Source organism: Methylocella tundrae (genome assembly GCF_038024855.1).
GTDB lineage: Bacteria > Pseudomonadota > Alphaproteobacteria > Rhizobiales > Beijerinckiaceae > Methylocapsa > Methylocapsa tundrae.
Genome location: NZ_CP139089.1, coordinates 67557 through 85766, shown reverse-complemented (window position 1 = coordinate 85766; position 18210 = coordinate 67557). Strand labels below are relative to the sequence as shown.

15 protein-coding genes are annotated in these 18210 nt (G+C 61.6%); 8 read left to right on the top strand and 7 right to left on the bottom strand.

Translation table 11 applies throughout. From position 1 onward, the window contains the following. Positions 1 to 286 precede the first annotated feature (286 nt). From SIN04_RS02815 to SIN04_RS02800, 4 genes are all read right to left on the bottom strand, one after another. The gene (locus SIN04_RS02815; RefSeq protein WP_134486019.1) at positions 287 to 1903 is read right to left on the bottom strand and encodes a primase-helicase family protein; all 1617 of its coding nucleotides are present in this window, start codon (positions 1901 to 1903) and stop codon (positions 287 to 289) included. Continuing rightward, a complete protein-coding gene (locus SIN04_RS02810; protein ID WP_134486018.1) occupies positions 1900 to 3150 on the bottom strand; it encodes a DUF7146 domain-containing protein in 1251 nt (416 codons plus the stop codon). The genes SIN04_RS02815 and SIN04_RS02810 overlap by 4 nt, the downstream gene beginning before the upstream one ends. Next, the gene (locus SIN04_RS02805) at positions 3137 to 3484 is read right to left on the bottom strand and encodes a hypothetical protein (protein WP_134486017.1); all 348 of its coding nucleotides are present in this window, start codon (positions 3482 to 3484) and stop codon (positions 3137 to 3139) included. The genes SIN04_RS02810 and SIN04_RS02805 overlap by 14 nt, the downstream gene beginning before the upstream one ends. Before the next feature lie 87 nt (positions 3485 to 3571). Beyond that, positions 3572 to 4141, bottom strand: a complete 570-nt coding sequence (locus SIN04_RS02800; protein WP_134486016.1) for a DUF7146 domain-containing protein — start codon at positions 4139 to 4141, stop codon at positions 3572 to 3574. Here SIN04_RS02800 and SIN04_RS02795 point away from each other — a divergent pair. The 5 genes from SIN04_RS02795 (at position 4140) to SIN04_RS02775 (ending at position 11209) form a co-directional block, all read left to right on the top strand. After that, the gene (locus SIN04_RS02795; RefSeq protein ID WP_134486015.1) at positions 4140 to 4433 is read left to right on the top strand and encodes a phospholipase D-like domain-containing protein; all 294 of its coding nucleotides are present in this window, start codon (positions 4140 to 4142) and stop codon (positions 4431 to 4433) included. The genes SIN04_RS02800 and SIN04_RS02795 overlap by 2 nt on opposite strands. A gap of 298 nt (positions 4434 to 4731) precedes the next feature. Beyond that, positions 4732 to 5877 carry a tyrosine-type recombinase/integrase gene (locus SIN04_RS02790; protein WP_134486014.1) on the top strand — a complete coding sequence of 382 codons (1146 nt, stop codon included), beginning with the start codon at positions 4732 to 4734 and terminating at the stop codon, positions 5875 to 5877. Positions 5878 to 6994: 1117 nt separating this feature from the next. Further along, positions 6995 to 8596 carry a carboxylesterase/lipase family protein gene (locus tag SIN04_RS02785; RefSeq protein ID WP_341264191.1) on the top strand — a complete coding sequence of 534 codons (1602 nt, stop codon included), beginning with the start codon at positions 6995 to 6997 and terminating at the stop codon, positions 8594 to 8596. 656 nt (positions 8597 to 9252) lie between these two features. After that, positions 9253 to 10026, top strand: coding sequence for an efflux RND transporter periplasmic adaptor subunit (locus tag SIN04_RS02780; protein ID WP_341264190.1), 774 nt, complete (start codon positions 9253 to 9255; stop codon positions 10024 to 10026). 76 nt (positions 10027 to 10102) lie between these two features. Beyond that, the gene (locus SIN04_RS02775; protein WP_244628919.1) at positions 10103 to 11209 is read left to right on the top strand and encodes an RluA family pseudouridine synthase; all 1107 of its coding nucleotides are present in this window, start codon (positions 10103 to 10105) and stop codon (positions 11207 to 11209) included. Between the two features lie 241 nt (positions 11210 to 11450). On the opposite strand, the gene SIN04_RS02770 is transcribed toward SIN04_RS02775, so the two are convergent. The 3 genes from SIN04_RS02770 to panC form a co-directional block, all read right to left on the bottom strand. Beyond that, positions 11451 to 11600 (bottom strand): hypothetical protein, encoded by a 150-nt coding sequence (locus tag SIN04_RS02770; protein ID WP_166795828.1) that lies wholly within the window; start codon positions 11598 to 11600, stop codon positions 11451 to 11453. A 113-nt stretch (positions 11601 to 11713) separates the two neighbouring features. Then, positions 11714 to 12061 carry an acylphosphatase gene (locus tag SIN04_RS02765; RefSeq protein WP_134486011.1) on the bottom strand — a complete coding sequence of 116 codons (348 nt, stop codon included), beginning with the start codon at positions 12059 to 12061 and terminating at the stop codon, positions 11714 to 11716. Between the two features lie 44 nt (positions 12062 to 12105). Continuing rightward, positions 12106 to 12969, bottom strand: a complete 864-nt coding sequence (panC, locus tag SIN04_RS02760) for a pantoate--beta-alanine ligase (RefSeq protein WP_134486010.1) — start codon at positions 12967 to 12969, stop codon at positions 12106 to 12108. A 161-nt stretch (positions 12970 to 13130) separates the two neighbouring features. Between panC and SIN04_RS02755 the strand changes: the two genes are divergently transcribed. From SIN04_RS02755 to fcl, 3 genes are all read left to right on the top strand, one after another. Next, positions 13131 to 15458, top strand: coding sequence for an NADP-dependent malic enzyme (locus SIN04_RS02755; RefSeq protein ID WP_134492207.1), 2328 nt, complete (start codon positions 13131 to 13133; stop codon positions 15456 to 15458). 153 nt (positions 15459 to 15611) lie between these two features. Continuing rightward, entirely contained in the window at positions 15612 to 16670 is a 1059-nt protein-coding gene (gmd, locus tag SIN04_RS02750) for a GDP-mannose 4,6-dehydratase (protein WP_134486009.1), read from the top strand. Between the two features lie 235 nt (positions 16671 to 16905). Next, a complete protein-coding gene (gene fcl, locus SIN04_RS02745) occupies positions 16906 to 17871 on the top strand; it encodes a GDP-L-fucose synthase (RefSeq protein ID WP_134486008.1) in 966 nt (321 codons plus the stop codon). Positions 17872 to 18210: the final 339 nt, after the last annotated feature.

Below are 18210 nucleotides of genomic sequence, written 5' to 3'. Positions count from 1 at the left end.
AGCCTGTCCGGACTGTCCGAACTTCTATTTCAATAAAAACAGAGTCCGGACAGCTATTTCGCTCGCAATATCAAGGCGCTGTCCTATCTGTCCGAACTGTCCGAACTATTTTCGGCCCGCGACCGCCGTTTTTGAGAGCGGGAGACCTTCGCCGATTTTGGCCGCTCGCGCGCACGCGAGAAAAAGATCGGACAGTTCGGACAGTTCGGACACAGCGTTGAAATCACAAGCGCAATTCGCGTCCTATCTTTTCATCCCGAGCCCAAGAGTTCGGACAGTCCGGACACTAGAAGTCAGGTTGCCTATCATTCAGCGCATCTTCATCGTCATTTTCACGCGAAGACGCTCCGCTCTCGCCATCATCCGGGTCGTTCCATTCGACGGATTGGCCGACGGCCGCGGAAAAGGCCGCGCGGCACTCGCCGAGCTTTGGAAACAGGAAGCAGGAGACGCGGCGCTGGACCATCGATCCGTCCGAAAGATCGATCGTCATGCTTTGCTTTCGCGTCTCGAGCCCAGGCACGAGCTTGCGCAGCTTCATTGCCAGACTGATCTTTTCGGCCTTGCGTCTGACGCCGACCTTTTCCGCGTTGTTCACATAATCGTCGAACATGGTGTCGACGGGAATTTGCCTGCGCCATTCGCCGCCGCGCCGCGTCGTCGTGCCGTCCGTCAGCCGCTCGAACCACCAGGCCGTCACGGCGTCGAGAGAGCGCAGCTTTTGCTCGAGCAGCGCCGCCGTCTTCGGAATAACGCGAAGGTTCGGCGCTCCCGGCGCGTCGAGCTCGAGGCTAAGCAGATCAGCGAGCAGCGCCTCCCGGCCGCCGTTCGCGATCTCTTGATCCATCTCGGCGAAATAGGCGTGGTTCTGCGCGGCATGCGGGGCGATATCGAGGACGCAAAACCGACGCTCATCAAGTCCGGCCGGCACGACCCAATCTTCGTTTGAAGTGAACACAAGCCGTACATAGTTTTTGATCGGAATGGGATCGATGCCCTTGGCTTCGATCATCTGGCGCGGCGCCGTGATCAGGCCTTTGAGCCGGCCCTCGGCCGCCTTGTCGCCGGCCCAAAAGCCCTCATCCACCTGTAGCAGCAGGCAGCTCGCCATATGCGCGTTGAACTGGCCGATGAGGTAGCGCGGATCGTCGACGAGGAAGTAATGGGATTCGAACAGCGATCCGATGATCTCGCCGAACTTCGTTTTGCCGGTTCCCATCTTGCCGCGCAGAATGATCGCGGTGCCGATGCGCTCGCGCGGCCGCTGAACGATATGCGCGCACCAGGCCCAGACCCAATCGAAAATGGCTTTATCGGCGTTGCAGATATTCGTGAAGAGATGGTCGCGGAACGTCTTGTATTTTTTGACGCGCTCTTGCGGCGGCGAGGCGTCCGGCTTGCAGTTGAACCCGCGCCAGAGGTTGAAATAGCCTTTCGTACCCGCCGCGTTGTTGGGATCTGGAAAGAACTCAAGCCCGTCGAATGTCCGGCGATATCTTGAGTTCAGCCATTGGGGCGCCCATTTCACGAACCGCTTTCTCTCGACCCAGCTGCCGTCCTCCTGGCGCTCGCGTTTTATGACATTCGATCCGCGGTTCGAGAAATAGGCCTTGAACGCATCGAGCGAGAGAACCCGCGTTCGATCCTCGATCGGCGCGTCCGGCATTTCGCGCATGATGAGCGCGCGCGAGCCCATCAGCACGAGCGAATACTCGGCGTTGAGGCGCGAGACGATTCCGTCGACGCCGTCGTCATCGCCGCCTGCCGGCGGATCATTTGGGGGATCGCTTGGCGGCTGCTTCGGCGGATCGCCGCCGCCCCTATCGCCGGCGAGAGAGGCGTTCGCCGGAAACGCGAGGATCTCCGCGCTCTCGACGGCCACGACAACTTTGTCTTTGCTCACGCGCCCTCCCCGCACCACATATCGTCGAAATCCATGCCCGGCGCGGCCATCGCCAGCCGCACAGTCAGGCGCGGGTGCGCGCGCGAGAACCGCTTCCCCGACCGCTCCATCGCCATGCGCGTAAAAAACGGCTCGCTGTCGCCATCGCCCAGGAGCCAGAGATCCTCGATGCTGTCCGCGACCGGGATCAGCGGAAAGTCAGGGTCATCCTTCGGCTCGTTGTCAGGTACATAGACGGGACGCAAACGGCCGTTCTTATCGGCTCGCATCTCAGTCGGATGCCTGACGCGCCCGGCCGCCTTGCCGGCAAGATTGCCGAGATCGACAGAGGTGCGAAACTCCGCGCCGTCGAGCAGCGGCGAATGCGCCGCTTCGAGCGCGCAATAGACCGCGAGCACCGTCTCGATCCCTTCCCCGATAAAGAGCCTTACCGTGTCGCGCCGATCGCCGGGAAAATCCGAGGCGACGCCGCCCCGCCGCAGCAAAATCGTGCCGCCCTTGATCGAGCCCCGCGCCTTCTTCGAAGCCAGGATCTCGCCTGTCTCGGGATGCGCGATCAGCGCCTTGCCCTTGGGCTGGGCAAGATCGATCCAGGTCCGCTGCACGCCGCGAAAGCGCCCCTCCGCGCCTTCGATCGCGGCGATCATGGCGGGGCCCTTATGGATCACGCGGCCGCCCTGCTCTTCCGGTCGATCCCAGAAAGGCGCGGCCTGATGAAAACGCAGGCGCGCGCCAGGCGGCGCTACAAGTCCGCGCAACCGCAGATAGGCTTCCGCCGGCGTCCGCGCGATCGGCGTTGACGCCTTCCACAGCTGGTGCGCGGCGCGGCGCTCTCGCTCCCGGAATCGCGCCGCCGCATCCGCGTCGGCCGCGCGTTTCAGCGCATCATCAGCCTTCGCGCGCAGCGCGCGTTGCTCGATCGCCTCTCGCTCATCCTCGGTCAATGCCGATCGGCCGTTCGGCGGCGGCTCGCCTGCCACAGTCTCCACAGCGGCCAGGAAATCGGTTCCGTCGATATGCTGCGCGAGCGCGATGGCGTCGCCGCCGCTTCCCAGCGCCCGGCAATTCCAAAGATTTTTGCGCGTGTTGACGCCAAAGCGATCGCGGCCGCCGCAGCCGGGGCACGGCACGCCATTGTCGCCAGCCATCGCTTTGGACCAAAGCCCGCGCCGCTCCAGTTCACCCCGCACGGTGATATTTCGCGCGCGAAGAATCCAATCCTCAAAGGCAGGATCACGCATTCTCATGGAGGCCGACCGCCTTGATGTGTTCGACCATATCGGCGACGGCGCCAATCGCTTGGCCCGCGACAGATGTGTAGCCAAAACGATCATCCCGCGTCATCGCGGCCTTAAGGGATTCCAGCGTCGCGCCATGTTGAAGCGCGAGACTTGCGAAGATCATAGCGTCGCGCGCCAAAGCCTCGAGCTGGCTCGAGGTTTTCTCAGGCGTGAGAAAAATCTCGCCGACGAAATACCCCTCGATGTCGAGGAAGGAAAAGGTTGCGTGGAAAGCGTGGCCGTTGAACGAAAAACTCAACGAGTAATTTTGCCTCCGGGCCGGAAAGAGCATGCGCGCCATGCGGACAATCACGCCTCGGCGCCCGCGCAAAAACGAAATGAACGACGCCCGCGTTAAAAACAAAGATGGACCTGGCTTGCCCAACGCTCAAACCTCCGCCGGTTGGCAGGAACGCAAGAAGGCCGCCGCGCTCCAGACCGCAAATGGTTTTCCCGTGCGCAGGATCAGGGCGCGCACAGCCGCCTGCTCATCGGTCGAAAGCCCCTTCTCGAAGACGAAGGAGACGTTGCTGATCTGCGGCATATCGAAAGGCAGCCGCGAGGCGTTGCGCAGGTTGAGCACAACCCAGACCCGCGCCTCCGGTCTTTCGCGCATGACCCTGAGACCGGTCTCGACCGTCTGTGTGAGAATGACCGGCTGAGGCTCCCGGCTCTCGCTCAAGGGCGAGCCCGTCGCGCCATGGCTCAAAGGCAGCACATAGCCGTCATGCGTGCCGAAATAGAGTTTTGGATGATCGACTTTGGCGAGACGCGATCCGTCTTCCGCCAAAAACGTGCATTCGACCGCGCGCGCCGGATCCCCGAAATTGCTGAAGACGCCGACGAGCGCCGGACACGAGCCGGCCGGCGCGGCGAGATAGGCAAGATGCGGATGAAACAGGAGCCGGCCTGGCGCGAGAGGGACGCGAGCCGCCGATCGCGGCGTCGCCCTTCGCATCTATCTCTACGAGGCGCAGCTGCTCGACCATGGCAAGCCCTATGAGGCGCTGCAGGAGCTGCGCGCGACGCCGGGAGTCGAGGTGCGGATAAAGCCGCGATCCGCGCCGCTCATGCATCTCAAGAGCTATCAGATCGACGGCAAGATCCTGCGCACGGGGGCAGCCAATTTCTCGGCGTCCGGGCTGAAAAAACAGGACAATGACATGATCGTGATCGACAGCCACACGGCGGCCGAGGGCTTTAGAGCGAATTTCGAGGCGATCTGGGCGAAGGGCGAGCCGTCGACATGAGCCGCGCCCGCGCCTCTATCCGTTGCCCGCGCGAACCGCTTGGCCTCAGCCTCGAGGAAGCCGCCACTTATATCGGGTTAAGCGCGAGCCTTTTTGAGCGCCTGGTGCGCGACGGAAAGATGCCCTTCCCTCGGCAATTCGCCGGCCGGAAGGTTTGGGACGCCGACGAGGTGGCGGCGGCGTTCCGCCGAGTCCCCCACGCGCCGCCGCCTGACTTGCGGCCGGGCGTAGTCGGGATGCATGATGAAGAGCCTGAAAGCCCGTGGGCGAACGCCCGGCTGTGAGCGCGGGGTCGACTGTGCCATGGATTAAGCCCAAGTATCTCGTTGAAGACACCGACCGATTTGGCAGTGTCCGAACTTATGTCCGGCGCCCCGGCGAGAAGAAAATCCGTATCCGCCTTCCGAAGGATACTCCCGAGTTTTGGGAGGCCTATCGGCTCGCTCTCGAAGGCGTCGAGTACCGGACCGAAAAGGCGCCGACGCCGATAGTCAAAGCCACGATTGGCTCTTTACGCTGGCTGTGCCAAGCCTATTTCGAGCAATCGGCCGAGTTCAAGCGCCTCGATATCGATACGCGGACGGTCCGCAAGCGCGTGCTTAACAGTTGCTGGGATGAGAAGATCGCGCCCGGAAATCCGCTGATTTTCGCCGATTGCCCGATACGGGAATTCGGCCCGAAGCATGTCCGGATCTTGAGGGATCGGAAATTGGAGGCGCCCGAGGCGGCAAATAGCCGCATAAAGGCGCTGCGCGGCGTCTTCAAATGGGCGCTCGCCGACGAAGATATCATGCGATCCTATCCGATCGCCGCAAACCCGGCTCGAGACGTTCCGACCTTCAAAACCGGCTCTCAGGGCTTCCATACTTGGACGCTCGATGAGGTGGAGCGCTTTGAGAAAGCTCATCCGATTGGATCGACGGCTCGGCTTGCGCTCGCGCTTTTGATGTTCACGGGCCAGCGCAAATCCGACGTCATCGCTCTCGGCCGCCAACATCTCCGCGAAGAAAGAGACCCGAAAACAAGGCAGCCTTCGCTTTGGATACACTTTACCCAGCACAAGAACCGCAACCGGAAGCCCGTCATCTTAGACCTTCCCGTGCTTCCTCAGCTTAAGGACGCGATCGAACACGGGCCGGCCGGAAATCTCGCCTTTCTTATGAATGACTACGGCAAACCGTTCTCGGAGGCCGGATTTGGCAATCGCATGCGCAAATGGTGCGATGCCGCCGGGTTGCCTCAATGCTCCGCACATGGGGTCAGGAAGGCAGGCGCGTGCATCGCAGCGGAAAATGGCGCGACCGAGGCCCAGCTTATGGCGATCTTCGGATGGAGCGATCCCGACATGCCAGCGCTTTATACAAAGAAGGCTCGGCAAAAGCGCATCGCCGGCGGCGCGATGCATCTGCTCATTCCGACGCGCTTGCAGGCCTCGCCGAAATGACAAAAAAGTGGGACACTTTTTATAAGGCCCTCTCGGGTCGAATTGAGCAAAATGCATGTCCCACTTTTGGATAAGATATTGAAAAGGTGAAAAAGTGGAACGCCGGGCGAGGCCTCCAATAAGTCAGAGACTTAGCAGGTAGGAAAACGGCGCAAAATGCTCGTCAGCGATCCGTCGGAAAATTCAAAGCTCATAGAATGAGCGATTGAGCCGGCATCCCTTATCATTGCGCTCCTCGTCTGCCCGCTGATAACGCTCGCAATATATGCGCTCATGGCAGAGCCGCCGGTCCAACTCAATCACTGAAACATCAGCCGCCTTCAACTGAACGAACTTCGCCCATCGACGGTTTTGTCGCGCGAGAGCGGAGGAAGGCAATGTTCTCGACAGTGGGGACGGCCGGGGCGTAAGCTCAGACCAAACCTTGGACCTGAGGCCGGCTCCATGACGCTAGCGGGAGTGTTCGACATCGCTTCTTTCGCACTCGGCACGACCGGGACGTTCATATTGTTTAAAGGTTCTTTGCGCCTGGCGCTTACTCTCATAGCGGCGAGTCTTGTCCTGCAGATCGCGGCGCAATCCGCTGGCTGACGTCGGCGTTCCAAAGAATTTCTTGTCTACCGCTTCGCAGACGCAACCTCCGGCCGAGACCGCGTCGTCATCGAGGCGGCGGCGCAAGCCGAGCTTTGGACCGGCAAGACGGAGCTCGCCGCGTAACTGGCGCGATGTCGGATTCGCCCACGAAATCTCCCCGGAGCACCAGCCTTTAGCTTTACAGTAATATCGCCATAACGTTGCAGTATGCCGCGCCGCACAAGTCACGTAAGCTTATTTAACTAGCTTAACCCAAAGAGCGCACTAATTATCAAACAATAATGTGACCATTATTATAACAATCGAAATTTCGTGGAAGATTTCGCCAAGGCGATGTGCTTGTTTCCCGCCGTCACGAAGTCGTCAGTGACGGAAAAACGCCACAAAGGCGATTGGGGGAAACATGTCAATGCTTTCAAAGCTATGGCGATCTGCGCGCTTACGCGTAGACGAAGCACCGCCTTCAATAAAAACAGGACTCGCGCTGAGCCTGATCCTCACAGCCGGGGCTCTGACCGCGCCAATGCAAGCGCAGGCCGCAGGCAAGCTGCGCGTCGAGACAAAGGAGGGTCCGGTCAAGGGCTTACTGGTCAATGGCGTCGCCGAGTTCCTCGGCATTCCCTACGCCACGCCGCCGCTCGGCAAATTGCGCTGGATGCCGCCAAAACCCCATGCGCCCTGGACCAACGTTCTCAAGGCGACGGCTTTCGGTCCGACCTGTGCGCAGATCACAACCCTCGGGGTGTTCGCCGGTCCCGCGAACAACAATGAAGATTGTCTCTATATCAACGTCTTCACGCCGAACCTCGAACCATCGACCAACCTTCCGGTGATTCTCTGGATCCATGGCGGTGGGCACGTCGACGGCGAGAGCAACGACTACGACGCGACCAAGCTCGCCTCGCAAGGCCACACAGTCGTCGTCACCTTCAACTATCGCCTCAACCTCATGGGCTTTTTGGCGCATCCCGCATTGGACGCAGAAGGCCATCTGTTCGGCAACTACGGCATTCTGGACGAGCAGGCTGCGCTCAAATGGGTGCAACGGAACATTGGCGCATTCGGCGGCGACAAGCATAATGTCACCCTCGGCGGCCAGTCTGCGGGCGCCTCAAGCACCGCCGATAACGTCATATCGCCGCTGGCCACGGGCTTGTTCGACCGGGCGATCATCCAAAGCGGCTCCACTTATATGACGCTGATTCCATTGGCGTTCGCCGAAACGAAGGGCACAGCCTTTGCGGTTGCGGCTGGTTGCGGCTCAGGGACGGATGCGGCGACCGCCAAATGTCTGCGCAGTCTGCCCGCCGCCCAGATTGAGGCGCTTTCAGGAACGCCGAGCGCCAACGGCCCTTACATCACTGGCCCGATGATTGACGGCCAGATCCTGCCGCAGGGAGGCGTCGCAGCAATCACTTCGGGCAGGTTCAACCACATGCCAGTTATGAACGGAGTGGTGAAGGACGAGGGCAATTTTGGCATAGGCATCACGGAATATTTCTCCGGACCGCCGCGCGTGCCCCCGACGGCAGCGAGTTTCACAACCTTCGTTACGAATACCTACAGCGGCAACGCCGGACCTGGCGGCTCGCCGCCGGCTTACCCACCGGGGACCGTCGCTGCGGTTCTGGCCCAATATCCGGTCAATGCCTACGCCACGCCGCAATTGGCTTTAGATGCGGTCATGACCGACCCTACGGCCTGCCGGATTCGCTACGGCACTCAATTGTTCAGCGCTCAGAAAGTGCCGGTCTACGCCTATGAGTTCGATTATCAGAAGGCGCCATATTATTTCCCGGCGATGCCGGGGTTTGTGCCGCTTGCGGCCCACACCATCGACATCCAGTTCCTCTTCCGGCTTTACCATGGCGGACCGCTCGGCATCACGCACTATCTGAACAACAAGGAGGAAGATCTCTCCGATCAGCTGGTGACCGCCTGGACGAACTTCGCCTGGACGGGCAATCCGAACGGATTGGGAAACAGCCCCTGGCCGCGCTACAGGAACAATCCGGCCAAAGCCATCTACCTGTCAGAAAACATCCCTTTGTCGACCTTTGCGGATGCACAATACTCCGCTGCGCACAAGTGCGATTTCTGGCAGCAATATTTGATCTACAACTAAGCCGGACGACGCCCGCGGTTTGACGCTCCCCGCGCCTGAGTGACGGCCATGCCCTGGCCGTCACGTTTTGCGACTATTGATGAACTCTTCATAGGCTTCTCAATCTCGCGGCCGGCTTCCGTTAGAATATGGCTGCACTCGCCGTGACTTAAGTTGACCGGCGCCGTCATCCATTCACGACGCCCGCGATCAACCTTTGCCGTAATTGCCCTGCGTCAAAAGCGGGCCGCGTTTGGGCTTTTTAATTGGTAGCGAAGCTGACGTTGAGTCCAATCTGCGCCGGAAGCCAAAGCGGCGTTCGCAGCCGGTTCCGACTTGGCCGACGCCCGCCGCCCTCCAGGCGCCGCTGACGCCGGCCTTCGCGGCGCTCTCCCGCGACGGCGAAGATGATCCGAAAAGCGCAATTCGCGGATCGCCCTGAAATATGGTCAAATGAGGCCCGGATCGTAGCCATGACGCGGTAGGGTTGACGATTCGCCAAAAGATCATCCGACCGGCAATTTCGGGGGGCCGCCATGAGGTTCGCGCCTGAAATCACAATGATTGTGTCGCCAAGCGCAGTTTTGCGCGCGTCGCGGCGGATCCTCAGCGCGAGCCTGATCCTCTTCGTCCTCGGCGGAGCGCGGGCTTGCGCCGGGACGAACGAGCCTCCGACGATGACGGTCAGCGTCGTCAAGACAAAAACGCAATGCTTCGTGGATCGGCTGCGCCTCAATGGATCGATTGTCGCACGCGAGGACGTTCTGGTGCGGCCCGACGTCGAGGGGCTGCAGGTCGCGCAGCTCCTGGCCGAGGACGGCGCGAGCGTCACGGCAGGGCAGCCGCTGGCGCAGCTCGCGCGGCCGGACTGGCTGCCCGGCGCGCCCGTCAAGGCGACGGTGACCGCGAGCGCTGCCGGCGTTCTGGTCTACAGCCAGCTCGCCGTGGGGGCGCCGGCGTCGGCGCGAGGCGAGCCCATGTTCCGCATCATTCGCAATGGCGAACTGGAGCTTCTCGTTCATCTGCCGGTGGCTGCGCTTGCGAAGATCAAACAGGGCCAGATCGCCAAGATCGAAACGCTCGATTCGAGCGAATACGCCGGCACGGTGCGGCTCATTTCGTCCGAGATTGATCCTTTGACGCAGCAGGGCCGCGCGCGCATTCAGATGAGCGCCAGCGCCGGCCTGCGGCCCGGCGCCTTCGCCGTCGCGACGATTGACGCCGGGCAAAGCTGCGGCCCGGCGGCCCCTCTTTCTGCGATTCTCTACGGTTCCGAGGGCGCCATCGTGCAGGTTGTGCGCGACAATCGCATCGAGACGCGGCAGGTGCGGGTCGGCCTTTTCGGCGGTATGGACGCCGAAATTCGCGAAGGGCTGTCTCCAGGCGACGTCGTGGTCGTCCGCGCCGGCGCCTTTTTGCGCGAAGGAGATGTTGTGCGGCCGGTTCCGTGAGGGATTTCGCTCGAATGTGATCCGCTCGAACTGATGGCTGCGCTTTGCCTCGCCTTTTCGCATCGCGATCCTTAAGATGACGCAAAATCCGGCGATGCGGCCCGGCTCCGAAAAAGGCACACCCTTGAGCGTCCAGACATTTGAAGTCAGCGAAGATGAAGACGGCCTGCGGCTCGACCGCTGGTTCAAGCGCAGGATTCCGTCTCTCTCGCTGTCACATCTGAACAAGATCGTCCGCACCGGCCAAGTCAGGGTGGATGGCGCGCGCGTAAAAACCGCGACGCGGCTGGCGCAGGGCCAGAGCGTGCGCGTGCCGCCGCTCAATCTCGAGGCGCAAGCCGAAGCTCCCGCGCGCGAACCCCTGATTTCAGAAGAGGACCGGCGCGAGCTGCGCGACATGATCCTCTTTGAAGACAAGGATCTGATGGTGCTGAACAAGCCCTTTGGCCTCGCCGTGCAGGGCGGTTCGGGCACGAAGCGCCACATCGACGGCATGCTTGCCTCAATGCCCAATGAGCGCGGCGAGAGGCCGGTTCTGGTGCATCGTCTCGACCGCGATACGTCAGGCGTTCTGCTGATCGCCAAAACGCGGAAAATTGCAGCTGATCTCGGGGCGATTTTCCGCTCCCGTCAGGCCCAGAAAATCTACTGGGCGCTGGTCGAGGGCGTGCCGAAGCCGGCGCAGGGAAAAATCTCGCTGTTTCTGGCGAAAGGCGAAGGCATGGGCGCCGATCGTCCGGCGCGGCGCGGCCCCGAAGACCGGGCGGCGATGGAAAAGATGCGCGTCGCCCAGCATGGCGATGAGGACGCGCAACATTCGGTGACCTATTACGCGACCGTTGACACCTTCGAGCCGCGCGTTGCGTGGCTGTCGATGAAGCCGATCACCGGCCGCACGCATCAATTGCGCGCCCATGCGGAAGCGATCGGCCATCCGATCATCGGCGATCCGAAATATGGCCTGAAGCCGAAGAACGATCCGCGCCGCAACGATCCTTTGCGCGCCATTCCCGATACGGTCGAGCGCAAGCTGCATCTGCTCGCGCGGCGGCTCAAGCTGCCCCACCCTCGCGGCGGCGTTCTGGACGTCACCGCGCCGCTGCCGCCGCATATGCTGCGTTCTTTCGAGCTCTTCGGCTTCGACGCCAAGCAATATGATCCGATCGAGGCGGCGCCCGAATAGGCTTTTCCGCCCGATCGCATATCGTCTCCGCCCAAATCTGCTCACCGTATGTTTTTGGGCGCGAGAAGCGTTTGCGGTTACGCTCCGGCCACATCTCAGCCTCAAGACGGGGAGCCTGGGGTTGGACGCGGCGCACGAGATTGCGCGGGAAGCCGGGCGGGCGGACGAAGCGGGTGAACGCCCGGAGCGCTGGCGTAAACGGCGCCGGCGTCGTTCAAACAGGACCGCGGGACCGCCTCGGCTATTTCTGCTGGCTTACGCCATAGCAGGATTTTGGGATGCTCGGCGTATTGAACTTGATCGGATCGCCGCATTTGTCGCAGCCGGCGAGCGCGAGAGACGCCAGAACGAGCCCGGCGAAGGCAAAGGCAAGGGTCGTGAGGCGCCGCATTATCCGCTCCAGAAATCCGTTCCCGCATTACCCATGCGACGTTTGCAAAGAGCCGTCCAGAGCCAGTGCGTTTTTTGGCAGCCGGCGGCCGCCGGCTCGGAATTGTCAAAACCCTAAATCGTCGCGATCTGGCAAAATCCGGCCGCGCGCCCGTTGGCCGCAAGATCGCTCTCGTCGCCCTGGCTCAGTTCGACCCGGGCGACGCGCGCCGCGGGCGGTCCGCGCCAAAGCTTTTCGCAAAGCTCTTCAATCGCCGCGGCTGGACCGGCAAACAGCGCTTCGACGTCGCCATTCATCCGATTGCGCACCCAGCCGCTGAGGCCGAGCGCTTCCGCCTCCGCCTGCGTCCAGGCGCGATAGCCAACGCCCTGGACGCATCCGCTGACGATCGCCCGGACGAAGCGTTCCGGCCGCGACGCGTTCGCGGCGATCTCGGAAGCTGGCGGCGGCGAATCTGTCATGCCTTGCCTCCCGCATCAAAATTCCGTCGGCTCCGGCGGCCGCGTCAGACCCCGATATTGTCGATGAGCCGCGTTTTGCCGAGCCTTGCCGCGGCAAGGAGACGCACCGGCGCGCCGATCGGCGCGGCGAGGGGCGCCAATGTTTCGGCTTCCCGCGCCTCGATATAATCAATGATGAACCCCGCCGCCTCAACGCTCGCTCTGGCTTGCGCTAAGGCGACATCGACCGCCCCGCCCCCGCGAATCCCGGCGGCGCAGCGCTGGAGCGCGGCGTGCAGCGCCGGGGCGGCCTTGCGCTCCTCGGGCGACAGATAGACATTGCGCGACGACAGCGCGAGGCCGTCAGCCTCCCGGATGGTTGGCGCGCCGATGATTTCAGCGCCAAGATCGAGATCGCGCGCCACGCGCTCGATGACTTTCAGCTGTTGATAATCCTTCTCGCCGAAAATCGCGATATCGGGACGGCATTGATTGACAAGCTTGGTGACGACCGTCGCGACGCCGGCAAAATGAGTCGGCCGGAATTGGTCTTCAAGGCCGGCCGCCGCCGGGCCGGCGACATTCAGCAGGGTTGAAAAGCCCGCGCCATACATTTCCGCAACATCCGGCGCAAACACGGCGTCGCCGCCCGCCGCCGCGAACAGCGCGACGTCCGCCCCGAACGTCCGCGGATAAGCGCCAAAATCCTCGTTCGGCGCAAATTGCGTCGGATTGACGAAAATCGACATTACGACGCGGCTTGCCCTTTTCCTGGCCAGCGCTACCAGCGAAACATGACCCTTGTGCAGCGCGCCCATGGTCGGGGTCAGGGCAATCGATTCGCCCGCGGCCCGCCAGTTCGCGACCGTCTGGCGCAGGGCCGCGACCTCGCGCAGGATTTTGACGCGGCCTTGATCTTCTGCGCCCATTTTGGTCTCCCTGCCCTCCCCTCGCGCCTCGCGAAAGATAATCGGCCGCGCGGCAGCCTTTACCCCATCCGGCGAAGCGCTGCGATAGGGTAGACTTCACCCTTGGCTACGCGTATCTCATGGAGCGCTTGTGGATGGCGTGTATGAAGAAAATTGGTGATATGGCCCAACCCGTGACGTCCGACTTCGCCTCGAGCGCGCTGGATTATCATCGCTTCCCGAAGCCCGGCAAGCTCGAGATCCGCGCCACAAAGCCGCTTGGGACGCAGCACGATCTCGGACTTGCCTATTCGCCTGGCGTCGCCGCGGCCTGCCTTGCCATCGCCGGAGATCCGGCCGAGGCGACCGAACTGACGGTGCGGCAAAATCTCGTCGCGGTCGTGACCAATGGCACCGCTGTTCTCGGCCTTGGCAATATCGGCCCCCTGGCGGCCAAGCCCGTGATGGAGGGCAAGGCGGTCCTCTTCAAGAAATTCGCGGGGATCGACGTTTTCGACATCGAGATCGCGGAAAACGACGTTGATCGTCTGGTCGACATCGTCGCCGCGCTGGAGCCGACCTTCGGCGGCATCAATCTCGAAGACATCAAGGCGCCGCAGTGTTTCGAAGTCGAGCGCAAGCTGCGCGAGCGCATGTCGATCCCGGTCTTTCACGATGACCAGCACGGAACGGCGATCATCGTCGGCGCCGCTGTTCTCAATGCTATGGAATTGTCCGGCAAGAGCATTGAAAGCGTCAGGATCGTCAGCTCTGGCGCGGGCGCTGCGGCGCTCGCCTGCCTCGATTTCCTTGTCGAGCTCGGCGCCAAACGCGAGAATATCTTCGTCACCGATGTCGAAGGGGTCGTCTACAAGGGGCGCCCGTCGATGAACGAGCGCATGCTGATCTATGCGCGCGACACCAACGCGCGCCGGCTCGACGACGTCATCGGCGGCGCCGATGTCTTTCTCGGATTGTCGGCCGGCGGCGTGCTGACGCCCGAGATGGCGAAAAAGATGGGCGCGCGGCCGCTGATCATGGCGCTCGCCAATCCGACGCCGGAGATCGAGCCAGAAGCGGCGCATCTTGCGCGCCCGGACGCGATGATCTGCACCGGCCGCTCCGATTATCCCAATCAGGTCAATAACGTCCTCTGCTTCCCTTACATTTTTCGAGGGGCGCTCGATGTCGCCGCCTCGACGATCAATGAAGCGATGAAGCTCGCAGCCGTCCGCGCCATCGCGCAATTGGCCCACGAGCCCCCCTCCGACGTCGTCGCTCGAGCCTATGACGGCAAGTCGCGTCTGTTCGGCGCCGACAGCCTCATCCCTTCGCCCTTCGATCCGCGTCTCATCCTGCGCATCGCGCCCGCCGTCGCAAAGGCCGCGATGGCGACGGGAGTCGCGAAAAAGCCGATCGTCGATTTCGTCGCCTATGAGGAAACGCTGTCGCGTTTCGTGTTCCGTTCGGGCTTTGTCATGAAGCCGCTGATGCAGGCGGCCAAAGCCGATCCACGGCGCGTCGTCTATGCGGAAGGCGAGGATGAGCGCGTGCTCCGGGCGGTGCAGACCATCGTCGAGGAAGGCATCGCCAGGCCCATCCTGATCGGGCGCCCCGATGTGATCGAGACGCGCCTCGAGCGTTTTGGCCTCTCGGTCCGGCCAGGACGCGATTTCGAACTCGTCAATCCGCAGGACGATCCGCGCTATCGCGACTATGTCGCGACCTATCTCGAACAGGCCGGCCGGCGCGGCGTGACGCCCGACGCCGCACGCACGCTGGTGCGCACCAATTCGACGGTCATCGCGGCGCTCGCCGTCAAGCGCGGCGACGCCGACGCCATGCTGTGCGGTCTCGATGGACGGTTCAACTCCCGTCTCGGCTATATCCGCGACATCATCGGGCTCGCGCCCGGCGTCACGGATTTTTCCGCGATGAGCCTGATGATCACCAGCAAGGGCGCCTTTTTCATCACGGACACCCATGTCAGACACGATCCGGCCGATTTCGAGATCGCCGAAATGGCCTTGATGTGTGCGCGCCACGTCCGGCGATTCGGCCTCGAGCCGCGCATCGCCCTTGTCTCGCATTCGGACTTCGGCACGGACGACGCGCCGTCGTCGCTGAAAATGCGGCGCGCAGTGGAAATCTTGCGTCAGCGCGCGCCCGAACTCGAAGTCGACGGCGAGATGCAGGCGGACACGGCCTTATCGCAAACTGTGCGCGATCACGTGCTGCCCTCCTCGCGTCTGAAGGGCGAAGCCAATGTTCTCGTCATGCCGAGCCTCGACGCCGCGAACATCGCCTACACGATGACGAAGATCATGGCGGACGCCCTGCCTGTCGGGCCAATTCTCATCGGCGGCGCGAAACCGGCGCATATTCTCATACCTTCGACCACTGCGCGCGGCATCGTCAACATGACGGCGGTGGCGGTCGGCGAAGCGCAAAGCCAGAGCGACGCGAAAATGCTGGCGGACGCAGGTCTTATGCCGTTGGCGCATATCTGAACGAGGCCGCCCGATAGGCCTTCGGCGGCGGCTGGGGAATCAATGCTGCAGTGCGTCTGGCCAAGGAAGGGCTTTTCTGCTATGACTGAGGCTCTGCTTCAATCCTTCGATTGGCGCGCTCGGATCCGCAGCGATTAAAGGTAGTTGTCCCTAATGACTTCAAAAAAAGTAGCTTTAATCACCGGCGTCACGGGTCAGGACGGCGCTATTCTTGCTGAACTTCTACTCTCCAAAGATTACATCGTACATGGCGTCAAGCGGCGCTCGTCCTTGATCAATACCGATCGCATTGATCATCTCTATCATGATCCTCACGAGGAGAATGTCGACTTCTTCCTGCATTACGGGGATCTTACCGACGCAACAAATTTGATCCGCATCGTTCAGGAGGTGCAGCCCGACGAGATTTATAATCTCGCCGCGCAAAGTCACGTGCAGGTGAGCTTCGAGACGCCCGAATATACCGCGAATTCAGACGCGCTCGGAACGCTTCGGCTGCTTGAGGCGATCCGCATTCTGGGGCTCATCGGCAAGTCGCGATTCTATCAGGCGTCGACTTCCGAACTTTACGGCAAGGTCCAGGCCGTCCCGCAGAGCGAGACGACGCCTTTTTATCCTCGCTCGCCCTACGCCGCCGCCAAGCTTTACGCCTATTGGATCACGGTCAACTACCGCGAAGCCTATGGCATGCACGCCTCGAACGGCATCCTTTTCAATCATGAAGGGCCGACCCGCGCCGAAACCTTCGTCACCCGCAAGATCACGCGCGCGGTGGCGGCCATTCATCTTGGCTTCCAGGACAAGCTTTTCCTCGGCAATCTCGACTCCAAACGCGACTGGGGCGATGCGCGCGACTATGTCGACGGCATGTGGCGCATCCTGCAGCAGCCGGAGCCAGATGATTATGTCCTCGCCACGGGGGAAACCCACACGGTGCGCGAATTCGTCGAACGCGCTTTCGCGGAAGTCGGCGTCATCATTGGATGGAAGGGCGAAGGGGTCGACGAACGCGGTTTCGACTCCAGGACCGGCAGGGTTCTGGTCGAGATCGATCCACGCTATTTTCGGCCGACGGAAGTTGATCTGCTGCTCGGAGATCCGACCAAAGCGTTCGAAAAGCTCGGCTGGAAACATAAGACGACATTCGAGAAGCTCGTCTCCGACATGGTCGCAAGCGACCTCATCGTGATGAAGGCGCGCGGCCGGGTCTAGAGCGTTTTCCGACCGGATGGGATCATTCGGTCGATAAGAAATCGCTTCTGATTCAAAAGTTTGAGCATATTCTTTGCGATCAGATTGAACCAATCTGACCGGAATATGCTCTAGGGCCAAGGTCCGCGCGCCCGGATTAAAAGCCGGGATCGCAAGCCCGGGATCGCAAGCTATGAGATGAAGAACGCCGTCGATTGCAAAGCGATCGGCGTGCTGCCGGATCTGAGGAGAAATCATGGCCGATGCTTCGGCGGGTTCGACCCGCAAACGCCGAATTTGGGTCGCTGGCCATCGCGGTATGGTCGGATCCGCCATTGTGCGCCGGCTTGCCGGCGAGAACGTCGAGATTTTGACGGTCGGACGCAACGAACTTGATCTTCGCGACCAGTCAGCCGTACGCGCCTGGGTCGCGCGCGAAACGCCGGACGTCATCATCCTCGCCGCCGCGAAGGTCGGCGGCATTCTGGCAAATGATTCCTACCCGGCCGATTTCCTTGTCGACAATCTGGTCATCGAGACCAATGTCATCGAGGCGGCGCATCGCGCCAACGTCGATCGCCTCATCTTTCTCGGCTCCTCCTGCATCTATCCGAAATTCGCCCCGCAACCGATCAGGGAAGATTCGCTGCTGACGGGTCCGCTCGAGCCGACCAATGAGTGGTACGCGATCGCCAAGATCGCCGGCATCAAAATGTGCCAGGCCTACCGGCGCCAGCATGGACGCCGCTATATTTCGGTCATGCCGAGCAATCTTTATGGCCGAAACGATAATTTCGACCTCTCGACGAGCCACGTGCTGCCCGCCCTTATTCGTAAATTCCACGAGGCCAAGCTGGCGGGCCGCGGGGAAGTCGTCGTTTGGGGCAGCGGGACGCCACTTCGCGAATTTCTTTACGTCGACGACCTCGCCGACGCCGTGGTCTTCTTGATGGACAATTACGACGAAGACGAAGCGATCAACTGCGGCGCTGGCTCCGACGTGACGATCCGCCAGCTCGCCGAGACGATCGGGCGCGTCGTTGGCTTTTCGGGCGAACTGGCGTTCGATTCGACAAAGCCCGACGGCACGCCGCGCAAACTGATGGACTCAAGCCGTCTTGCCGCGCTCGGCTGGACGCCCAAGACCAGGCTCGATGAGGGGATCGCTGAAGTGTACCAGTGGTTTCTTCGCGAAAAAGCGGGAGAGCTCGCGACAGTCTGAAGCCGTCCGCGCCCTGCTCAAATGACCGGACGTGGACCGGCCGAAGCACAGGCGTCGGCCACGCCATCGCATCCATCGCCTGCTGATCCTCCAAACGAGGCGTGGCGCAATTGGGAAAACAATCGGCGGGAGGCTTTTGCTGTGCGAAAGGGCACTTCGCCTCTCTTCAAAACGGCCGATGTCTGTAGCGAAGCCATTGCACGCCGTTCGCCATCAGATCTCATCTGAACGACATCGCCGCGCAAGGCTGAGGCCATAGGCTGGATCCACAAAACTGCTTTAGCGCTCGCGCGACGTTAATAGTTCAAAGAGCTCGCCCCGGCGCGCCGATCCATTGTC